At 58.7% G+C, this 15680-nt stretch carries 17 protein-coding genes and 1 pseudogene; 9 read left to right on the forward strand and 9 right to left on the reverse strand.

The window, feature by feature from the left end:
* Positions 1–66 precede the first annotated feature (66 nt).
* The 5 genes from nifB to BLT09_RS28465 all read left to right on the forward strand — a co-directional run bounded on the left by nifB (position 67) and on the right by BLT09_RS28465 (position 3315).
* Positions 67–1548, forward strand: coding sequence for a nitrogenase cofactor biosynthesis protein NifB (gene nifB, locus BLT09_RS28445; RefSeq protein WP_091599529.1), 1482 nt, complete (start codon positions 67–69; stop codon positions 1546–1548).
* Positions 1549–1577: 29 nt separating this feature from the next.
* A complete protein-coding gene (locus tag BLT09_RS28450; RefSeq protein WP_091599532.1) occupies positions 1578–1772 on the forward strand; it encodes a 4Fe-4S dicluster domain-containing protein in 195 nt (64 codons plus the stop codon).
* An 85-nt stretch (positions 1773–1857) separates the two neighbouring features.
* Positions 1858–2178, forward strand: a complete 321-nt coding sequence (locus BLT09_RS28455; RefSeq protein WP_029356589.1) for a nitrogen fixation protein NifZ — start codon at positions 1858–1860, stop codon at positions 2176–2178.
* Entirely contained in the window at positions 2175–2387 is a 213-nt protein-coding gene (nifT, locus tag BLT09_RS28460) for a putative nitrogen fixation protein NifT (RefSeq protein ID WP_024505230.1), read from the forward strand. Before BLT09_RS28455 ends, nifT begins: the two co-directional genes overlap by 4 nt.
* Before the next feature lie 34 nt (positions 2388–2421).
* Positions 2422–3315, forward strand: a complete 894-nt coding sequence (locus BLT09_RS28465; protein ID WP_091599535.1) for an SIR2 family NAD-dependent protein deacylase — start codon at positions 2422–2424, stop codon at positions 3313–3315.
* A gap of 307 nt (positions 3316–3622) precedes the next feature.
* On the opposite strand, the gene BLT09_RS28470 is transcribed toward BLT09_RS28465, so the two are convergent.
* The 3 genes from BLT09_RS28470 to BLT09_RS35960 all read right to left on the reverse strand — a co-directional run bounded on the left by BLT09_RS28470 (position 3623) and on the right by BLT09_RS35960 (position 5354).
* Positions 3623–4189 carry a sugar O-acetyltransferase gene (locus BLT09_RS28470; protein ID WP_091599538.1) on the reverse strand — a complete coding sequence of 189 codons (567 nt, stop codon included), beginning with the start codon at positions 4187–4189 and terminating at the stop codon, positions 3623–3625.
* A 366-nt stretch (positions 4190–4555) separates the two neighbouring features.
* Positions 4556–4783 carry a hypothetical protein gene (locus tag BLT09_RS33990; protein WP_126057642.1) on the reverse strand — a complete coding sequence of 76 codons (228 nt, stop codon included), beginning with the start codon at positions 4781–4783 and terminating at the stop codon, positions 4556–4558.
* Positions 4689–5354 (reverse strand): alpha/beta hydrolase, encoded by a 666-nt coding sequence (locus BLT09_RS35960; RefSeq protein WP_091599541.1) that lies wholly within the window; start codon positions 5352–5354, stop codon positions 4689–4691. Before BLT09_RS35960 ends, BLT09_RS33990 begins: the two co-directional genes overlap by 95 nt.
* 102 nt (positions 5355–5456) lie before the next feature.
* Between BLT09_RS35960 and BLT09_RS28480 the strand changes: the two genes are divergently transcribed.
* A complete protein-coding gene (locus tag BLT09_RS28480) occupies positions 5457–5735 on the forward strand; it encodes a peptidase dimerization domain-containing protein (RefSeq protein ID WP_091599544.1) in 279 nt (92 codons plus the stop codon).
* Between the two features lie 72 nt (positions 5736–5807).
* Here BLT09_RS28480 and BLT09_RS28485 read toward each other — a convergent pair whose 3' ends face one another.
* Positions 5808–6290: an invasion associated locus B family protein gene (locus BLT09_RS28485; protein WP_370451580.1), complete on the reverse strand. Its 483-nt coding sequence runs from the start codon at positions 6288–6290 to the stop codon at positions 5808–5810.
* Positions 6291–6642: 352 nt separating this feature from the next.
* On the opposite strand from BLT09_RS28485, the gene BLT09_RS28490 reads away from it, so the two are divergent.
* From BLT09_RS28490 to BLT09_RS28500, 3 genes are all read left to right on the forward strand, one after another.
* Entirely contained in the window at positions 6643–7680 is a 1038-nt protein-coding gene (locus BLT09_RS28490; RefSeq protein ID WP_164891596.1) for an ISNCY family transposase, read from the forward strand.
* Positions 7681–7835: 155 nt separating this feature from the next.
* The gene (locus BLT09_RS28495; RefSeq protein WP_128341073.1) at positions 7836–8345 is read left to right on the forward strand and encodes a DarT ssDNA thymidine ADP-ribosyltransferase family protein; all 510 of its coding nucleotides are present in this window, start codon (positions 7836–7838) and stop codon (positions 8343–8345) included.
* 1 nt (position 8346) lies between these two features.
* On the forward strand, positions 8347–9060 hold the full coding sequence (locus BLT09_RS28500) for a DarT1-associated NADAR antitoxin family protein (protein ID WP_091599555.1): 714 nt from the start codon (positions 8347–8349) through the stop codon (positions 9058–9060).
* Between the two features lie 210 nt (positions 9061–9270).
* Here the strand turns inward: BLT09_RS28500 and BLT09_RS28505 are convergent, their stop codons facing one another.
* The 5 genes and pseudogenes from BLT09_RS28505 to BLT09_RS28520 form a co-directional block, all read right to left on the reverse strand.
* Positions 9271–9486, reverse strand: coding sequence for a hypothetical protein (locus BLT09_RS28505; RefSeq protein ID WP_126057639.1), 216 nt, complete (start codon positions 9484–9486; stop codon positions 9271–9273).
* A complete protein-coding gene (locus tag BLT09_RS33995) occupies positions 9483–9683 on the reverse strand; it encodes a hypothetical protein (RefSeq protein ID WP_126057638.1) in 201 nt (66 codons plus the stop codon). The genes BLT09_RS28505 and BLT09_RS33995 overlap by 4 nt, the downstream gene beginning before the upstream one ends.
* 25 nt (positions 9684–9708) lie before the next feature.
* On the reverse strand, positions 9709–12822 hold the full coding sequence (locus BLT09_RS28510; protein ID WP_091599561.1) for an autotransporter domain-containing protein: 3114 nt from the start codon (positions 12820–12822) through the stop codon (positions 9709–9711).
* A gap of 398 nt (positions 12823–13220) precedes the next feature.
* A pseudogene (nifA, locus tag BLT09_RS28515) lies at positions 13221–14264 on the reverse strand (nif-specific transcriptional activator NifA); the annotation flags it as partial.
* A gap of 768 nt (positions 14265–15032) precedes the next feature.
* Positions 15033–15680: beta-ketoacyl-[acyl-carrier-protein] synthase family protein (locus BLT09_RS28520; RefSeq protein WP_139172702.1), on the reverse strand; the 648-nt coding region annotated here is incomplete at its 5' end.

The raw sequence follows: 15680 nt of genomic DNA on the forward strand, positions 1-15680 counted from the left end.
CGCTTTTTTAAGTTGGTATGGCTCTTGCACCTTGAACCGCGACGTTACCAGCAACGGAGCCGTTTGATGTCCTCACCGACAGTTTCGATTGAGGGGCCGACCAGCACGACATCCGAGGGTTTTCTGGCAGCCGCGAAATCCGGTGGCTGCGCACCGTCCTCCTACGGTTCGTCGCCGACCAGCCCGGGCGATGTGGATCCGGCTATTTGGGACAAGATCAAGGATCACCCCTGCTTTTCGGAGGAAGCGCATCACTATTTCGCGCGTATGCATGTGGCGGTCGCGCCGGCTTGCAATGTCCAGTGCAACTACTGCAATCGCAAATACGATTGCGCCAACGAGAGCCGGCCTGGTGTTGTGTCTGAGAAGCTGACGCCCGACCAAGCGCTACGCAAGGTCATCGCGGTTGCCAACGAAGTTCCGCAGCTTTCGGTTCTTGGCATCGCTGGGCCGGGGGATGCCTGTTACGACTGGGAGAAAACGAAGGCAACGTTCGACCGCGTCATCAGGGAAATCCCCGACATAAAGCTGTGCGTCTCCACCAACGGGCTCGTGCTGCCGGACCATGTAGCTGAGCTTGCCGAAATGAATGTTGATCACGTGACGATCACCATCAACATGGTCGACCCGGAAGTCGGCGCAAAGATCTATCCTTGGATTTTTTATGAAAATCGCCGCTACTTCGGCATCGAAGCCGCTCGAATCTTGCACGCGCGGCAGATGCTGGGCCTGGAGATGCTGAGCGCGCGCGGCATCCTCACCAAAATCAACTCGGTGATGATTCCTGGAGTGAACGACCAGCACCTGTTTGAGGTGAACAAAATGGTCAAGGAGCGGGGCGCGTTCCTGCACAACGTGATGCCTCTGATTTCGGACCCGGCGCACGGCACCCACTACGGACTCATCGGGCAGCGCGGCCCAACGGCAATGGAGATGATGGCTCTTCAGGATCGACTTGAAGGTGGCGCCAAGTTGATGCGCCACTGCCGGCAGTGCCGGGCAGATGCTGTCGGCCTGCTCGGTGAAGATCGTGGCCAGGAATTCACGCTGGATGGGATTCCCGACGATGTCACCTACGATGCTGGCAAGCGTCAGGCCTATCGGCAGGTGGTCGCACACGAGCGCCGTGATCATGAGGCGGCGAGGAGCGAGGCCATCGGTATGGTCAAGGCAACAGACTCCGAAAAGTCGCTTCTGGTTGCGGTGGCCACAAAGGGAGGTGGACGCGTCAACGAACACTTCGGCCACGCGAAGGAATTCCAGGTTTATGAAGTCTCGCCTAGAGGGATCAGCTTGGTCGGGCATCGGAAGGTCGAGCGGTATTGCCTCGGAGGCGGGGGCGAAGACGCCACCCTCGAGGGCGTCTTCGCTGCGCTGGAAGGCATACACATAGTGCTATGCGCCAAGATCGGAAATCGCCCGAAGGAACAACTCTCGCGAGCTGGACTGCGCGTAACCGACGCCTATGGCCATGACTACATCGAGACCGCAGTCAGCGCACTTTACGCGGCAGAGTTTGGGATCAGACCACTAGCGGCGACGGCCTGAGCGGTCTCGTCCGATAACCAGGAGTTAGAATGGCTTTCAAGATCATCGCATCCCAATGTACCCAATGCGGGGCCTGCGAGTTCGAATGTCCCTCGGAAGCGATCAAGTTCAAGGGCGACGCCTATGTGATCGATCCAATCAAGTGCACCGAATGCAAGGAGGCCTTCGATAAGCAGCAATGCGTGTCGGTCTGTCCGGTACCGAAAACCTGCGTTCCCGCTTGATTCCTACCGAAACGGTCGGGTTCGCCGCGCGAGGACGCCTGCAACCCGCGACCACACCAAAAGCCTCGAGAAAGGAATGGACAGCATGTGGTCCAGACGCGAACAGGAGGTCGAAATCGGCAGACCGCCACGGTTCATGCAGGGTGAGCGGGTCCGTGCAACACGCCACATAAAAAACGACGGCACCTATCCCGGCAAGGAGATCGGCGAAAACCTCGTGCGGAAGGGCGACGAAGGCTACGTGCGCGACATTGGAACCTTTCTCCAGCAATTCTTCATCTATGCGGTCGAATGGATCGATCGTGGCACGGTCGTCGGCATGCGAGCGCGCGAACTCATTAGCCTCGACAAAGTCGAGGTTCCCTGCGGAGCTGAAGGCATTTCCAACGGAGGAACAGCCGGATGAAAGTAATGATTCGCAGGACCGCTACTGGCTTGTCGGCTTATGTCCCCAAGAAGGATCTCGAAGAGCCGATCACCGAGATTGAGAACGCAGACTTATGGGGCGGGACCGTGACGCTCAGGAACGGTTGGCGGCTCATGCTGCCCGACCTTCCGCGCGATACGCGTTTGCCGATCACCGTCGAGGCGATGAAGATTTCCGACGGGGCCTGATGCCGGTGGGTTCAGTGGCGGAGAGGAAACGCGTATGAACACGATGCTGAGCTGGGACCATCTCGTCGTCGTCCGGGGCAGTTTTGCCAAAAAGCTGATTGACCTGCTGAAGGGCGCTCTCAAGGCCGATCGAGTGATCCCCTATCTCGGTCCTGGTCTTCTGCAGCTTAACACGCCGGAATCACCTGCACCTTGCACCCCTGAAGATGTCGCCGCGGCGCTCAACAAGCGGGCGCCTGCCCCTTCCAGGATTCGCACCAATATGTGGTCGGTCGCGCAGTTTATCGAGCAGCGCCGACATCGTCGGACTCTTCAAGCGTGGATGGCGGAGATATTCGCAGCCCCCGCCGAGCCGACCGTTCTTCACGCCTGGCTCGCAACCCTTCAACTGTCTGTCATCATCGACAGCTGGTACGATGGCGCCATGCGGGCAGCCCTTGCAGAGGCCGGCCAAACAGACGTTGTCGAGATACAAGGAACCACGCGAGCGACCGGAATTGGTAACATCTGGACGAGAACTTACGATTTGTCAGGAACAGAACTCGACGCCGAACAAGTGGCAAGGACGGTGCTCTATGCGCCGCACGGCAGCGTCAGGCCGGCCGCAAACTTCCTCGTGGCTGATTCCGATTACGTCGAAGTCCTAACCGAAATTGATATCCAGACGCCGATCCCGGACGTGGTGAAGCAACGGCGCGTCAACCGGGGCTTTTTCTTCGTTGGCTGTCGCTTCAACGATCAGATGCTGCGCACATATGCCAGACAGATGATGAAGCGCTCCACTGGCCCACATTTTGCGGTGATCGATTCGGCTACGCTGACCAGAAACGAACGTCGTTTCCTTGCCGAAGGCGCAATCACGGTCATCGACATGCCGATCGGCAACGCCGCGGCTCGCCTCGTCGGGGTCGATGCTAGCCAGGATTAATGGCCGGCGATTGCTGGTGAGTCGCTTGCCTCCAAGGGCGAAAACTCAGTTGGGAATACATCTGAGCAGTAATGCTACTGGCAGCACAACGGAGGCTCTGAATTCGTTGGGCCATGTGAAAGGGCCCGCTGCTGCGGGACGTGAGCACGTTGCGGCGGCATTACGCACATGATTTTGTGACACCCGTGGCAAAAGAACTGAAGCGCCCGAGCCGAACCGCGACAAGATATGCAGCGCTCAATGGCTTCGGCAGAAATTTGGCACAGTTTCGACAGTTCGCATGCACCTCCAGGGTCAAGGAGGTTGATTATGCCTGTTTATGTGGGTTGGCGACGCGAGCAGGAATTCCCACTACCTTTGCCCCGGCGGGAACATCGCGTGTGACCACGCTGCCAGCGCCTACGACCGCATTATCGCCAATCGTGACGCCAGGCAGAATGATTGCTCCACCGCCGATCCAGACACGGCTGCCAATGCGAACAGGACGCCCGACCTGCAGGCCGGCCTGTCGCTGCTCGGCATCATGTGGATGATCGGCGGTATAAATCTGCACGGCAGGCCCAATTGCCGTTCCTTGCCCGATTTTGACCTCTACCACGTCAAGAATAACGCAGTTGAAGTTGATGTAGGCATTGGCGCCAATGCGGATATTGAATCCGTAGTCGCAAAAAAAGGGCGGACGGATGACCGTTCCGCGCCCAACCTCTCCCAGCCGCTCGGACAAAAGCTCATGCCAATGCTCCGTGGTCTGCCCCAGCGTATCATTGTACCGCTTGAGCCAAGCCCCGGTGGCCAACAGGTCAGCTTGGATCTCCGGATCCGCCGCATTGTAAAACTCGCCTGCGAGCATCTTTTCTTTCTGGCTACGCATCATAGTCTCCCGTCAGGTCGTGTCCCGTGCAGTGATGCAGGAACGCACATCAAACTGCCTCGGCAACTTTGTAACTCGGTCTGCCGGGCGCGTGGTCAAGCCGGGGCGACAGTTTCGTCTCGACCAACTTCTGCGAATTTTGGAAATATCGCAGATCAACCGGTCGCAGGGCCAATACCTGACGAAGTCGGCAACTGTCCAGCGGTCGAACTCACTTTCATGCCCATCTCAACGGGTGCCATGAGCGCGGCGCAACGCGCTCGAACGCCGAAATACTTAATTCCCAAACACCCTCTAAGATTGAGAAAGTGCATCGTTTTGTACGAAACTAACAATCCCATTAGCTGAAGAGTTTGCAACACATCCGTGTCAGATCCCCATCAGCTTGAACGCCGCCTGGCTGACTTCAGTGTCGGGGTCTTTCAGATGCTCGGGTTCCTGGAAGTGGTTGGCGTTGAAGGCTATCGTTCGACTGGCCAATCTCCCCATGCCGCGCAGCGCTTCACCGAACACATCGGACTGGCGCTTGAACTCCGGACTGTCCTGGTCGGCTGACACGACGGCAATCGGGCAGGTGATCCGGTCGAGATGGCGCATCGGGCTGAATTCCGCCTCTTCCCCCCTCCGTCAGATGCAGGTAGCTGCTGCGCGAGGAAAGCATCACCGGATAGAGATCATACATGCCGCTCATCAGCAAGCCGCCCTTGAGGGCATCCGCCGGTAGGCTGCGCTCCGTCCAGTCGGTGATGAGGACGCAGGCCGCCAGATGCGCGCCGGAAGAATGACCCGCCACATACACCCGGTTCGGGTCGCCGCCGAAACTGGCGGCATTCTTCATCGTCCACTCCACCGCCCGCCTGCAATTCTCGACCATCTGTCGCAGCGTCAGCGTTTTCACACTGCCGAAGTCAGGCGCGGCATAGGCCGCCCCGCGCGAAACGAAGGTCGGGGCCGGATAGGATGCATCCTCGCGAGTGTTTCGGGTCCAGGCACCGCCATGGATGAAGACCAGGACCGGGGCGGCCTTGGCATCCCAGGCGCGAACACATCGATGAGATCTCTGGCATCTGGACCGTATTTTGCCGGACGCGGCGGCATCGCGCGCCGGACCTCGGCGCTGGCGATGCCATCGCCTTCCTCCAGTTCCGCCATCCGCGGCGCCCAGAATGACTGGTCATACGCCGTATCCAGTTGCTCCTGTGTGTAGTCGAGGAATACCGACGCGGCTAAGGACTTGCCGACCGCTACGGCAGACAGGGACACGCCCGCCATGAGAAACGTTCTGCGCATCATTACTCTTCTCTCCCTCAGGACAGCCGCGATGATTGTAAAGGTGGGCGCGATCAATGCGGGGACAAAGTACGACGTAATCCCGGATGAGACCCTCCTCAAGGTCAGTGTACGGACGTTCGACGAGAATGTTCGTGCAAAGGTGAAGAAGGCGATCGAGCGGATCGCTGCCGCGGAGTCGGAAGCGTCGGGCGCCACTCGCCCGCCCGAGATCACTCAGGCCGAGACCGCGCGCTTCTCGCGCGTGGGGATTATCTGACCAAAATGTCGAAAAGCCGTAGTGGAACAAAGGAAAGTGACAACCGAGATCATCAGCCAGCCAGCCCCCAATCTAAGCCCCGAGCAGCACCTTCAACCTGTCCAGCGCCGCCGTCAAACCCTTCAATGAAACCGACAAGGGCACATCCTTCTGGTCGAGACTCTTAACCGTGACCTTGAGCGTTGTGCCCGTGCGCAGCGACGCGGCTGCTTTCGCGTCGAAGCTGAGGGGCACGAAGCAGCCGGCGGGCAGGCAGGTCGAGAAGGGCAGCGGCTTGCCCGCTTGCCCATCGTCGACCTGAAGCGTCGCGCCGACGGCGAGTTGCAGGCCGAAGGGCAGGACGAGATTGCCCGCAATGCCGTCCTCCTGCCCCTTGCCCAATTCGACCGCAAGCAGGCGCCGTCCGTTCTGCTGCGACTGCTGATAGGTAGCCGCGCATACCAGCGTCGGCGTGGCCTGGCAGGAGAGATCCCAGTCCTCATAGGTCTCCTTCAGCGAGGAAGCACCGCCCGGCAGCCCGGCTTCCTGAGCTGCCAACGACGCGGAAAGCGCCATGAGGGTGGCCGCGGCCACCGCACAAATCCTGGACGAATCCGACATCAGCAAAGCTCCGTTGCCCCCTTGTCGTGGAGCGCCGCGCGTGCCTTCGAGGCGAGAATGGCGCTCTATCCGATTGAAACGACGCGTCGGCCCGAAAATCGATGCCGATCTTCGGGCCGACGTATCTGCAACAATTACCCGACCGCGATGCCGCAGGCAAGCGTTCCGCTCCGGCGTGTCGTAAGCACATGATTTGTCCGGATTAGGTAGCACAGGAGTTGTCCGGTTTCATCGCCAGCGAATGGAAGCTGGGGATGAAGCGGGCAGCGTGGCTCCAGGACGGAGAATACAGAAGTTTCGGGACGTATTGAGCCGTTGGACTGGCGGCGATCTCTCGATGATGGAGGCAGGCGAGTTGCTGGGCATGTCGGAGCGGCAATTTCGGCGTTATCGCGACCGTTACGAAGAGGCCGGGGAGGCTGGGTTGCTGGACCGGCGTTTGGGCAAGCTTTCGACGCGCCGGGTGCCAGTGGAGGCGATCGAGGAGATGCTGGAGCTTTATCGCCATCGCTACCTTGGCTGGAACGTGAAGCATTTCCACGAGCACCTGCTGCGCGATCACGATTTCAGCTGGGGCTACACCTTCATCAAGACGCAGCTTCACGCGGCGGGCCTGGTGGAACGGGCCAAGCGGCGCGGTGCTCACCGGCGCAAGCGGGAAAGGAAGCCGTGCGAAGGGATGATGCTACACCAGGACGGCAGCCGTCATCAGTGGCTGGCGAGTGGGCCGATGCTGGATCTGATCGTGACTATGGACGATGCGACGAGCACGATCTATTCGGCCTTTCTGATCGAGGAGGAAGGCACGGCGTCGAGCTTCCAGGGACTTCTGGAGACCTTTGTCGCCAAGGGATTGCCGTCAAGCCTCTACAGCGATCGTGGCAGACACTATTTCGTGACGCTCAAGGCGGGCGGGGCTGTCGACAAGATTCGCATGACCCAGGTCGGTCGGGCGCTCGAGCGGCTCGGCATCGAACATATTCCAGCCTATTCGCCTGGAGCCAGGGGCCGCTCCGAGCGGATCTTCTCAACCTTGCAGGACCGACTGCCGAGGGAACTGGCACTGGCCGGCATGGCTGATATCGAGGCCGCCAACCGCTTCGTCGCACAGACCTATCTGCCGGCTCACAATGCCCGCTTCGCCAGGCCCGCCGCGGTTGAAGACAGTGCCTTTGTCGCCGCCGACCCGCAGCAATTGGCCCAGATCCTGTGCATCGAGGAGGAGCGCGTCGTTGCTCGTGACAACACGGTCGCCTTCGCGCGGCTGCGATTGCAGCTCCCGCACAGTCCGATCCGGGATGATGATCGTTGTGGAGCTGCCGTGCACGACGATTTCGAACCATAGTTGGCGATGTAGAATTCTATTTTAATCGTATAGAACAATTGAGAAACGTCGCCAATCTGAACACCTCGCCTCGGATCATGGCGTTCGGACGATGACTGCCGTAAGATTCCACCCGTGTGGGGCAAGGCTGCTACCGGCCTGCGACGGAGGGGAACATGGCAATTGATACTCTTGATAAGGTGCCGCTGCTCTATCACTTCACCGACCGGAGGAACCTGCCGGTGATTAAAGAAATGGGAGGACTCTATCCACTCGCGCAGCTTGACCAGAAGAAGGTCAAGGTTCCGGCACCGGGCGGCAATGAATGGAGTCGTGACGCCGACGCGTTGAAGGGAATGGGCAACTACGTCCACCTTTGCTTTCGTAGCACCCATCCGATGGAGTACGTTGCCCGGCAGGATGGGAGGATTACGGACACGATCTTTCTGCAAATACACCCCTCGGTAATGCAGTTCACGGGTGTTCGTTTTACCAACGATGTCGCGAACAAAGCTGGCGTCGAATCGATTCCTATCGGAGAGGCTGAACCGCTAATCGATTTTGAGATACTTTACACCCGAACGGACTGGAAGGATTCGGCGATTAAGGCGCGTCTCACTCAGGCGGAGAAATACGAGGTGTTGGTTCCCCATGTCATTCTGCTGGGCTTAGTAAGGAACATTTAGAATGGCTGAGAGACCAGTCTTTATCCCTGCAACCGAGGACGAAGGTTACGTCAGGCGATTGGATTTCGAAATTCCGTGGGCCGGTGGCTTCGCTGAGGTTCAGAAGAAGAAGAATATACGGTCGCTGCATGAGGCCGCCAAGAAAGCCGGATATGCGCCGCTGCTAGAAGTGTCTAGCAAGTCTGATGAAGTCGCCGGCCAGCATCTTAGCGCGTTTCACCTGCGCGTGAGGACCAGCATCGGCGAGATACCGCTGGAGAACGCCTTTCAGGGAAGTAAGGTATTCGAGCGTGGCGGGCCGTACACCGATCTGTACGAGGTTGAACCGCGCGATGCGAAGCGCGAGCCACGACTCCGCGAATCCGGCGCACTGGTGGGCTTCAAATTCGACGGCTTCGAGTTCCCGCTAGAACCCACGACCGTGTTCTACGATTGGCTTTATCTCAATGCCATCTTTCCTCACCGTGTATGGCTCAAAAATCGAGTGGACGGCGAAATGCGGTATGCCGGTTTCACTGACATAGAGTTCAACCCTACCAAGTCGGTCAATTGTCAGGCGAAAACGTGCGCTCTGTTCGTAGTGCTCATGAGGGAGAACAAGCTGGAGCGCTACCTAAAAACGCCCGAGGTTTTCATTGCCGCGATGGCTGCTCATTCGCTTCGGCCGACCGAGCATCAACCTCATTTGAAGCAGGCCAGACTTAGGGTCGGCTAGCAGGCAGTAGCGCAATTTATTCGCTAGAGCAGCAAGGTCACTGCCGAGACCGCACGCCGGGTAACCGGTATCAGTACACCTGTCTTCGGCGTGTCATGGTCGGACCCCAGCCCCTCAGAGACAGAAATCGTACGCCGCTTCCTCGTTTCTCGAAGATCGACGCGTCCTTTACAATCCCTTCGATAGCGGCGGAAGCCCATGAGTTGCCTGTCAGGATTGAGTGTAGCCGCGGGCTCTCATGCAATCCTTGACGAGATTGCCTTGTTCCATACCCTTGACGATACGATCCCCGACACCGTCCCCGATTGCATCTGTCATCGTTTTCGGGCGGCTATTCGTTCCGATCGTCGCCGTCGCCATTTCCGACTGATACTTGCATTCAGTGTAGTCCTGCTGGGCAGCACTGCGCGGCGTCTCGTCCTTCACCCAGTTGCCGCCGTCGGACGTACTGCACCCGGCAGCGAAAGAAAGGCACCCTGCCAAATCGCAATTAGAATTACTTTGTTCACGAAACACTCCTTCCGGAAAGCAAAAGCAGCAATGGCCGAAGGATGGTCGGCCATTGCAAGGCGATAAGATCTTTCAATAGAGATGGCTGTCAGTTCGCTGCTGGAATCGGGCATGACATATCGCCCTCCCTTGCGGCGATTAAAACCGAACACTGAGTTTGGCGTTGAAGCCATGCTCCTGCGCGTCCGAGGCAAGCTGACCTTTATAGGTAAGCCCGATGGTTGCCTTGTCGGTAAGGTTGACATCGATACCAGCTTCGAAGACGGCAGCGTTCTTTGCGATTGGCGTTCCCTCCACGGCGAAGGATGAGCCGCCTGTGAAGGCAAGCGCCGTTTCAGGCACCACATCGCCGAACGCATGACGCCAGCCGATACCGCCACGGGCGGTTGTATTGACGGAACCAAGCGGGAAAGCGGTCGAGGCGCGCAGCCCTATCGTGGTGAATGTCGTGTCGCTCGACCGGTCTTTTCCGGAAAGCGCAGCGGCACCGCCATGCTCTGTGAAGCCATCCGCGTTGAAGTTCACATAGGCTAGGTTCGCATAGGGCTCGAAAGATACGGAAGCTGTATCCAGTCGAGAGCCGAGTTCGCCGAAAGCCTGGAACGTGCCGGCATGGTAATCGGCCGAAAGGCTGTCGGAGAAGCCCGGAAACGCCACCGACCTGCCGGTCTCGATGCGGTTCCACGTATAGGCAAGGCCGGAACGGAAGCTGTGAGGGCCACGCTGCGTGCCAGCGTAGATCCCGAGGTGATAATTGTTGCCTGAGCCGGAGGAGGCGCGATCATCCACATGGATGGACGTATGGCTATAACCGGCAAGAAGCCCGAGCCGCCAGCTTTCGCCGATGGCCGCATCGCCGCCTGCAATAAAGCCTCCCGTCGAGCGGTCGAGGCGAGCAGCGTTGCCGTCTCCGTCCAAATGTCCCCAGGCGCCGAAACCGCTGCCCCAGACGGCGAAGTTTTCGCTGGTCGCGGGAGCCAGTTCCGGGCCTTCCGGTCCATATGCCATGACCGGCACGGTTGATGCGCCCACGCCTGCGAACGCTGCGCGAATGCGATCGCCGGCGGCGTCACGGACGAAATGGCTGTCTTCGACAAAGGCGCTGTGAACGGAAGCATGGATCTCGCCCGAAAGCTGATCGAATGCGTTGCGGGATCCCTGTCCCGTCAGGAAGAGGATGTTGTCGTGGATCGTGTTGCCGGAACCAAGGGCTTCCGCAGCCGCGCCCACGGATCGCTGATTGAAGGTATTGCCGACATCGGCAAAGGTGACAGAATTGCGATCGACGTCGAGATAGACGTTGGTCGGGTCATAAGCGAGTTCGAAATCGACGAAGGGCGAGTCTGTAAAGAGGCCTCCTGTCAGCCCGCCGTAGGTCCCGATCACGCCGCCAGCGGCGGTCAGAAGCGTGTAGCGGGTATCGACTGAGAAATGCCCGGCACCTTCACGCACCAGGTTGACGCTCGCTCCCTTGTTGATGGCGGCACTGCCGGCAACGTCGATGAGATCTGAAGCCTTGCTCGGTGCGATACCCGCCAAATAGGTCGACCCGGCCTGCTGCACGAAGTCACCGTTGACGGTGAGCACTGCAACCCCCTTGCTTGGATCGAGCACGCTGCCAGGAGCGACGGTGCCGCCTGCGCCAACCGTAAGAGAGCCGACTGCACCGATACCCGTAAGGGTACCAGTAGCCGAGACGCCTACCTTCGAAACAATGCGGCCATCGACGGCGAGTATGCCTCCAAGCACCTTGGTCGGCCCGCTGTAGCTGTTTTCGCCGGACAGGATCAGCGCTCCTTCGCCGCGCTTCGTCAGGTCTCCGGCGCCCGAGATTGAATTCGACCAGATCGAGGAGTAGCCTTTGGTGTCGACGTCGAAGACGCCGGCGTAGCGGAACTCGCCCGGACCCTCGATCGCAACGCCGAGATTGAGCAGACCCTGGCCGAAGACTTGTTCATCCTCGAACCCTTTGGTGGTCGTCGTTGTCAGGAGGGTTTCAATGGTCTGGCGGGCGTTCATGTAAGGGAATGCCGACCGGATCACTGCCGCCGCGCCAGCAACATGCGGCGTTGCCATGGAAGTACCTTCCTCGTACTTATACGGGTTGTTCTTGTTCGCCCGATCCCCTTGTGGCCAGGTAGAATAAATGCCGTTCTCATCAATCGGATTATCGGGATCGGCATTAATATCGCCACCCGGAGCCGCGAGGCACCACTCTGCTGTGGCTCCGCATCTATTGCTATAGCTGGCAATCTTGCCATCCTTGCCGACAGCAACGACTGTTATCAGCGAGCCTGCCAGATCCGAGAAGTCGAGCTTCGAGACATCAGACCCGCTCACTATCTTGTATGTATTTGGGTTATTGAAATCGAAACCTTTGTTTGTTTGATCGTTTGTGTCGATGAACTTATAAAGATTTCCATCTTTGGTATTTTCTGGCGTTATTAACGGCAACGTGCCGATGCCGCTGGGAATCGCCGAAGCAGCGCCGGGTTGGTCGTCGGTACTGGCATCATTACCGGCGGCGAAGACGAGCACGATGTCCGCCTTAGCCGCCTTCTTCAACGTATTGTAGGTATCGACGAGATTGCTCGGATCATCATAGATGGCCTGATAGTCGAGAATCTCATAGTTTTTATTATCGATGGCATATCCCTTGCCATCGAGTTTCAGTTGGCCGTTCTCGTCCTTGAGATACCGCCCCAGCAACAGGCCTGGCCCGTAGCTCCCATTGAGCACGCCAGCTCCCGCACCAATCGCGTATTCGATCGCTTCATTGGTCGGGTCCATCTCGGGATCATCTGGGTCGCCGATATCCACTGCTCGAAGGGGCAATACTGTCGATTCATAGGCCACGCCCTGCATGCCCGTGCCGTCGCGCGCGGCGCCGATTATCCCCGCCACATGGGTCCCGTGTCCGTCAGGCACACCGTCTTTGTCGACAGAATGGCTGACGTCAGCCAAGCGTTTATCCGTCCCGAAGTTGTGCAGCGCCTTCGAAATGCGCGCCACGAATTCGGGATGGTTGATATCCAGTCCTGTATCCACAATCGCAACGACGACGCCCTTGCCCGTATAGCCTTTAAGGTAGGCGGGCAGGGCGTTGATCATACTCAGGCCCCAATTTCTGGAATATTCGGCATCTGCCACCGGCGCAGGCGACGCGACTGATTCCTGGGCCAAGGACAGATTTGGTGCGAAGAGCGCCGTTGTTGCTAAAAACAATTTGATCGTTCTGAAGCGCGTTGGCATGCTTAATCCCTATTCCCAAAACTACTTATTTCTTTCAGATCAGATTGGCGCGATATCGAGCGGCAAGCGATCAGCTTATGTATCGACCAGGTCCCGCCAGCGGAGATCTGCGCGTCGCCTCTACGCATGCTGGCGTGTCACCAATGATACATCGATTATTTCTGGATTTCAGGCACGTCGGATTGGATTTGCCCTTGCGGTGTAGAGCGAAGTTACTAGCCATAGGATTCCTCCTTCTTAGTTTTGTCAGCCGCAGAGCCCCAGTACGACTGGTGGTAGAAAGCACACGGCCGGAATCTTGGCAGCGCTGTTCACACCCACGTTCGTAAGGTGGCCGATGGGCTCGGCGCCAGAGCACCAATGCTTGACCTGCTCCAGCTCTTGCTCGGCGGGTTGTTTCAGAGACGCTTGATCTCGATGCCGTGTTTTCTCAGCACGTAGCCGATCTGGCGCGGGGTCAAACCGAGCAGGCGCGCCGCCTTTGCCTGCACCCAGCCACACTTTTCCATGGCGGCAATGACCGTATCGGCATCGGGCACCCTACCACGAGTCGTGGCAGGGCCTATCGGCGCTTGCCCGTCGCCGACGGGCGGGGCGGCACGGGCGGCGGAAGGCTCGATCGTAGTCGAGTTCTCTGACGTCGGCGGTCCGTTCTTCCACAGCGCCGCGGCCAAGCACTCACCCACGCAACAGGCAAAGTCAGTTCTGAGGATTGATGGACCCGTCGCCAGAACTGCCGTCCGTTGAACGCAGTTTTCGAGCTCTCGGATGTTGCCTGGAAATTCGCAATTCATTAGCACCTCAATCGCTTCGGGAGCGAAGGTCAGCGTGTGATCATTCTCAGTATTGAAATTCTTGAGAAACTGAGCGGCCAAGAGCGGAATATCACCTCGCCTTTCGCGCAATGCCGGCACGCGTAAAGTGACGACGCTGATGCGGTAATAGAGGTCTTGCCGGAACTCCTTGCGTTGAACTGCCTTTTCCAAGTCCCTGTTGGTTGCGGCAATCACGCGAACATCGACTTTAATGGTGTGGTTGCTGCCGACACGCTCAAACTCCTGCTCCTGCAGGACACGCAGCAGCTTAGCCTGGAACGAGCCCGATATTTCGCCAATCTCGTCCAGAAACAATGTGCCTTTGTCGGCAGCCTCAAAGCGCCCCTTGCGCAAATTGATCGCGTCGGTGAAGGAACCCTTCTCATGACCGAACAAGTCAGATTCCAGAAGCGTCTCGGTGAGCGCCGCGCAATTGACCTTGATGAAGGGCTGCTTGGCGCGAGGCGAGAGTTCGTGAATGGCTTTGGCAACCAGCTCCTTGCCGGTTCCGGATTCACCTCGCAACATGACCGTAGTCTTCGCCTTGGCCACCTTGACAAGGTGCTCACGCAGCTTGCGCAGCGCCAGACTATCGCCAAGCATCTCCTTGCTGATCTTTTTACGCTCCATTTGGCAGCCCATCCCACTCCGCCACCCGCCGGTGGAACTGCACTTGACGGTGAGCTGTGTTGTTTTTCGTCATTATCATTCTCGATCTCACCTTTGTGCCTCGAAATTTCCGGCGCGCGGACGCCCTCGGCAAATGGCAATGGCGCCTGAGCATCGTTGTCTTTCACCAGGACGAGCGTCTTCTCCTCCGTGCGGGCGCCCGCAATATGCGCGCTTGTTTGCGCAGGCCTTTACTCGACCGGTCGCCGTTCTGTCCGGCTTCTGCCGCACCGCAGCCTGCAAACCCATCCTTGACAAGAAAGGAGGGGAGTCAATCGAGCTCTCCTTGCATTCGTGCAAGGAAAATTGTCAGTTTGATAGAATTCTATCAAAACGGCAGAAACGCTCCGCCCCCAATTTGGCTGTACCTGCGGCGTTCAGCGTACGTGACGACATGTGCGGACTTGTCCCAATTGCCATCCGAGTTGTGCGGGAAACAGTAGCCGCTGCGCTGTTCGCTTCAACCGCGTGATGCCGCTGACAGTAGAGGCGGCGGCTCGTCGAGCGAGGCTTCATTGTTCGGCTACTAAAGCGGCTGTGCTTTGGTGGGAGTTGGTTTCGCCCAAGTTCTGGGCCTGAGGGCGTCGGCCCGTTTCGCCGCACAGGCTCCTTCCACATCGTCGAGCCGAGAAAGAGGGGCCACACAGCTCCCCCTGTTTCACAATGCCCCGCCCCTCAGCAGCTAGATACGACAGGTGACCTCAAATGATGCGTCTTGCATGGCTTCTACACCTGCCTGAATGCCAGAACTGCGTTCGTACCGCCCATGGCGAAGGCGTTGCTCATGGCGACGCGCACCTTGCGCTCGCGCGGCACATTGGGTGTGATGTCGAGGTCGCAAGCGGGATCTGGCTCGCGATAGTTGGCGGTCGGCGGCACGACGTCCTCTTGGATTGCCATCACGCAGGCGATCATTTCAAGCGCGCTCGCTGCGCCGAGGCAATGCGCGTGCGTGGACTTGGTGGAAGAGATGGACATCGAATAAGCGTGGTTTCCAAACACACGCTTGATCGCCGCCGTTTCAGTCTGATCATTGCTCTTGGTACCGGTGCCGTGCGCGTTGAGGTAGTCGACGTCCTCGGCATTCAGCCCGGCATCGGCAAGGCAGGCGCGCATCGCCGACGCTGGCCCCTCGACAGATGGCGCGGCGATGTGGAAGGCATCGGCGGAAAGGCCGACGCCGGCGATCTCGGCAAGAATTGTGGCACCACGCCCCCTGGCATGCTCGTAGCTTTCCAGCACGGCCATGCCAGCACCCTCGCCCAGCACCAGGCCCTTCCTATCGGCGGAGAAGGGCCGGCAGGTATCGGGTGAAAGCACGCGCATTGCTTCCCATGCTTTCAGCACGCCCCATGCGAAGGGTGCGTCGCTGCC

Origin of the sequence: Mesorhizobium muleiense (assembly GCF_900099905.1) — a bacterium.
GTDB classification, from domain to species: domain Bacteria; phylum Pseudomonadota; class Alphaproteobacteria; order Rhizobiales; family Rhizobiaceae; genus Mesorhizobium; species Mesorhizobium muleiense.

What these genes read in the sequence shown, in the direction of transcription:
- BLT09_RS33990 (WP_126057642.1), bottom strand. Translation starts at nt 4,783, where the DNA reads ATGCGCCATCTCGACCGGATCACCTGCCCGATTGCCGTCGTGTCAGCC.
- BLT09_RS28450 (WP_091599532.1), top strand. Translation starts at nt 1,578, where the DNA reads ATGGCTTTCAAGATCATCGCATCCCAATGTACCCAATGCGGGGCCTGC.
- nifB (WP_091599529.1), top strand. Translation starts at nt 67, where the DNA reads ATGTCCTCACCGACAGTTTCGATTGAGGGGCCGACCAGCACGACATCC.
- BLT09_RS33995 (WP_126057638.1), bottom strand. Translation starts at nt 9,683, where the DNA reads ATGCCCGATTCCAGCAGCGAACTGACAGCCATCTCTATTGAAAGATCT.
- BLT09_RS28470 (WP_091599538.1), bottom strand. Translation starts at nt 4,189, where the DNA reads ATGATGCGTAGCCAGAAAGAAAAGATGCTCGCAGGCGAGTTTTACAAT.
- BLT09_RS28465 (WP_091599535.1), top strand. Translation starts at nt 2,422, where the DNA reads ATGAACACGATGCTGAGCTGGGACCATCTCGTCGTCGTCCGGGGCAGT.
- BLT09_RS28510 (WP_091599561.1), bottom strand. Translation starts at nt 12,822, where the DNA reads ATGCCAACGCGCTTCAGAACGATCAAATTGTTTTTAGCAACAACGGCG.
- BLT09_RS28495 (WP_128341073.1), top strand. Translation starts at nt 7,836, where the DNA reads ATGGCAATTGATACTCTTGATAAGGTGCCGCTGCTCTATCACTTCACC.
- nifT (WP_024505230.1), top strand. Translation starts at nt 2,175, where the DNA reads ATGAAAGTAATGATTCGCAGGACCGCTACTGGCTTGTCGGCTTATGTC.
- BLT09_RS28500 (WP_091599555.1), top strand. Translation starts at nt 8,347, where the DNA reads ATGGCTGAGAGACCAGTCTTTATCCCTGCAACCGAGGACGAAGGTTAC.
- BLT09_RS28485 (WP_370451580.1), bottom strand. Translation starts at nt 6,290, where the DNA reads ATGGCGCTTTCCGCGTCGTTGGCAGCTCAGGAAGCCGGGCTGCCGGGC.
- BLT09_RS28480 (WP_091599544.1), top strand. Translation starts at nt 5,457, where the DNA reads ATGAGAAACGTTCTGCGCATCATTACTCTTCTCTCCCTCAGGACAGCC.
- BLT09_RS28455 (WP_029356589.1), top strand. Translation starts at nt 1,858, where the DNA reads ATGTGGTCCAGACGCGAACAGGAGGTCGAAATCGGCAGACCGCCACGG.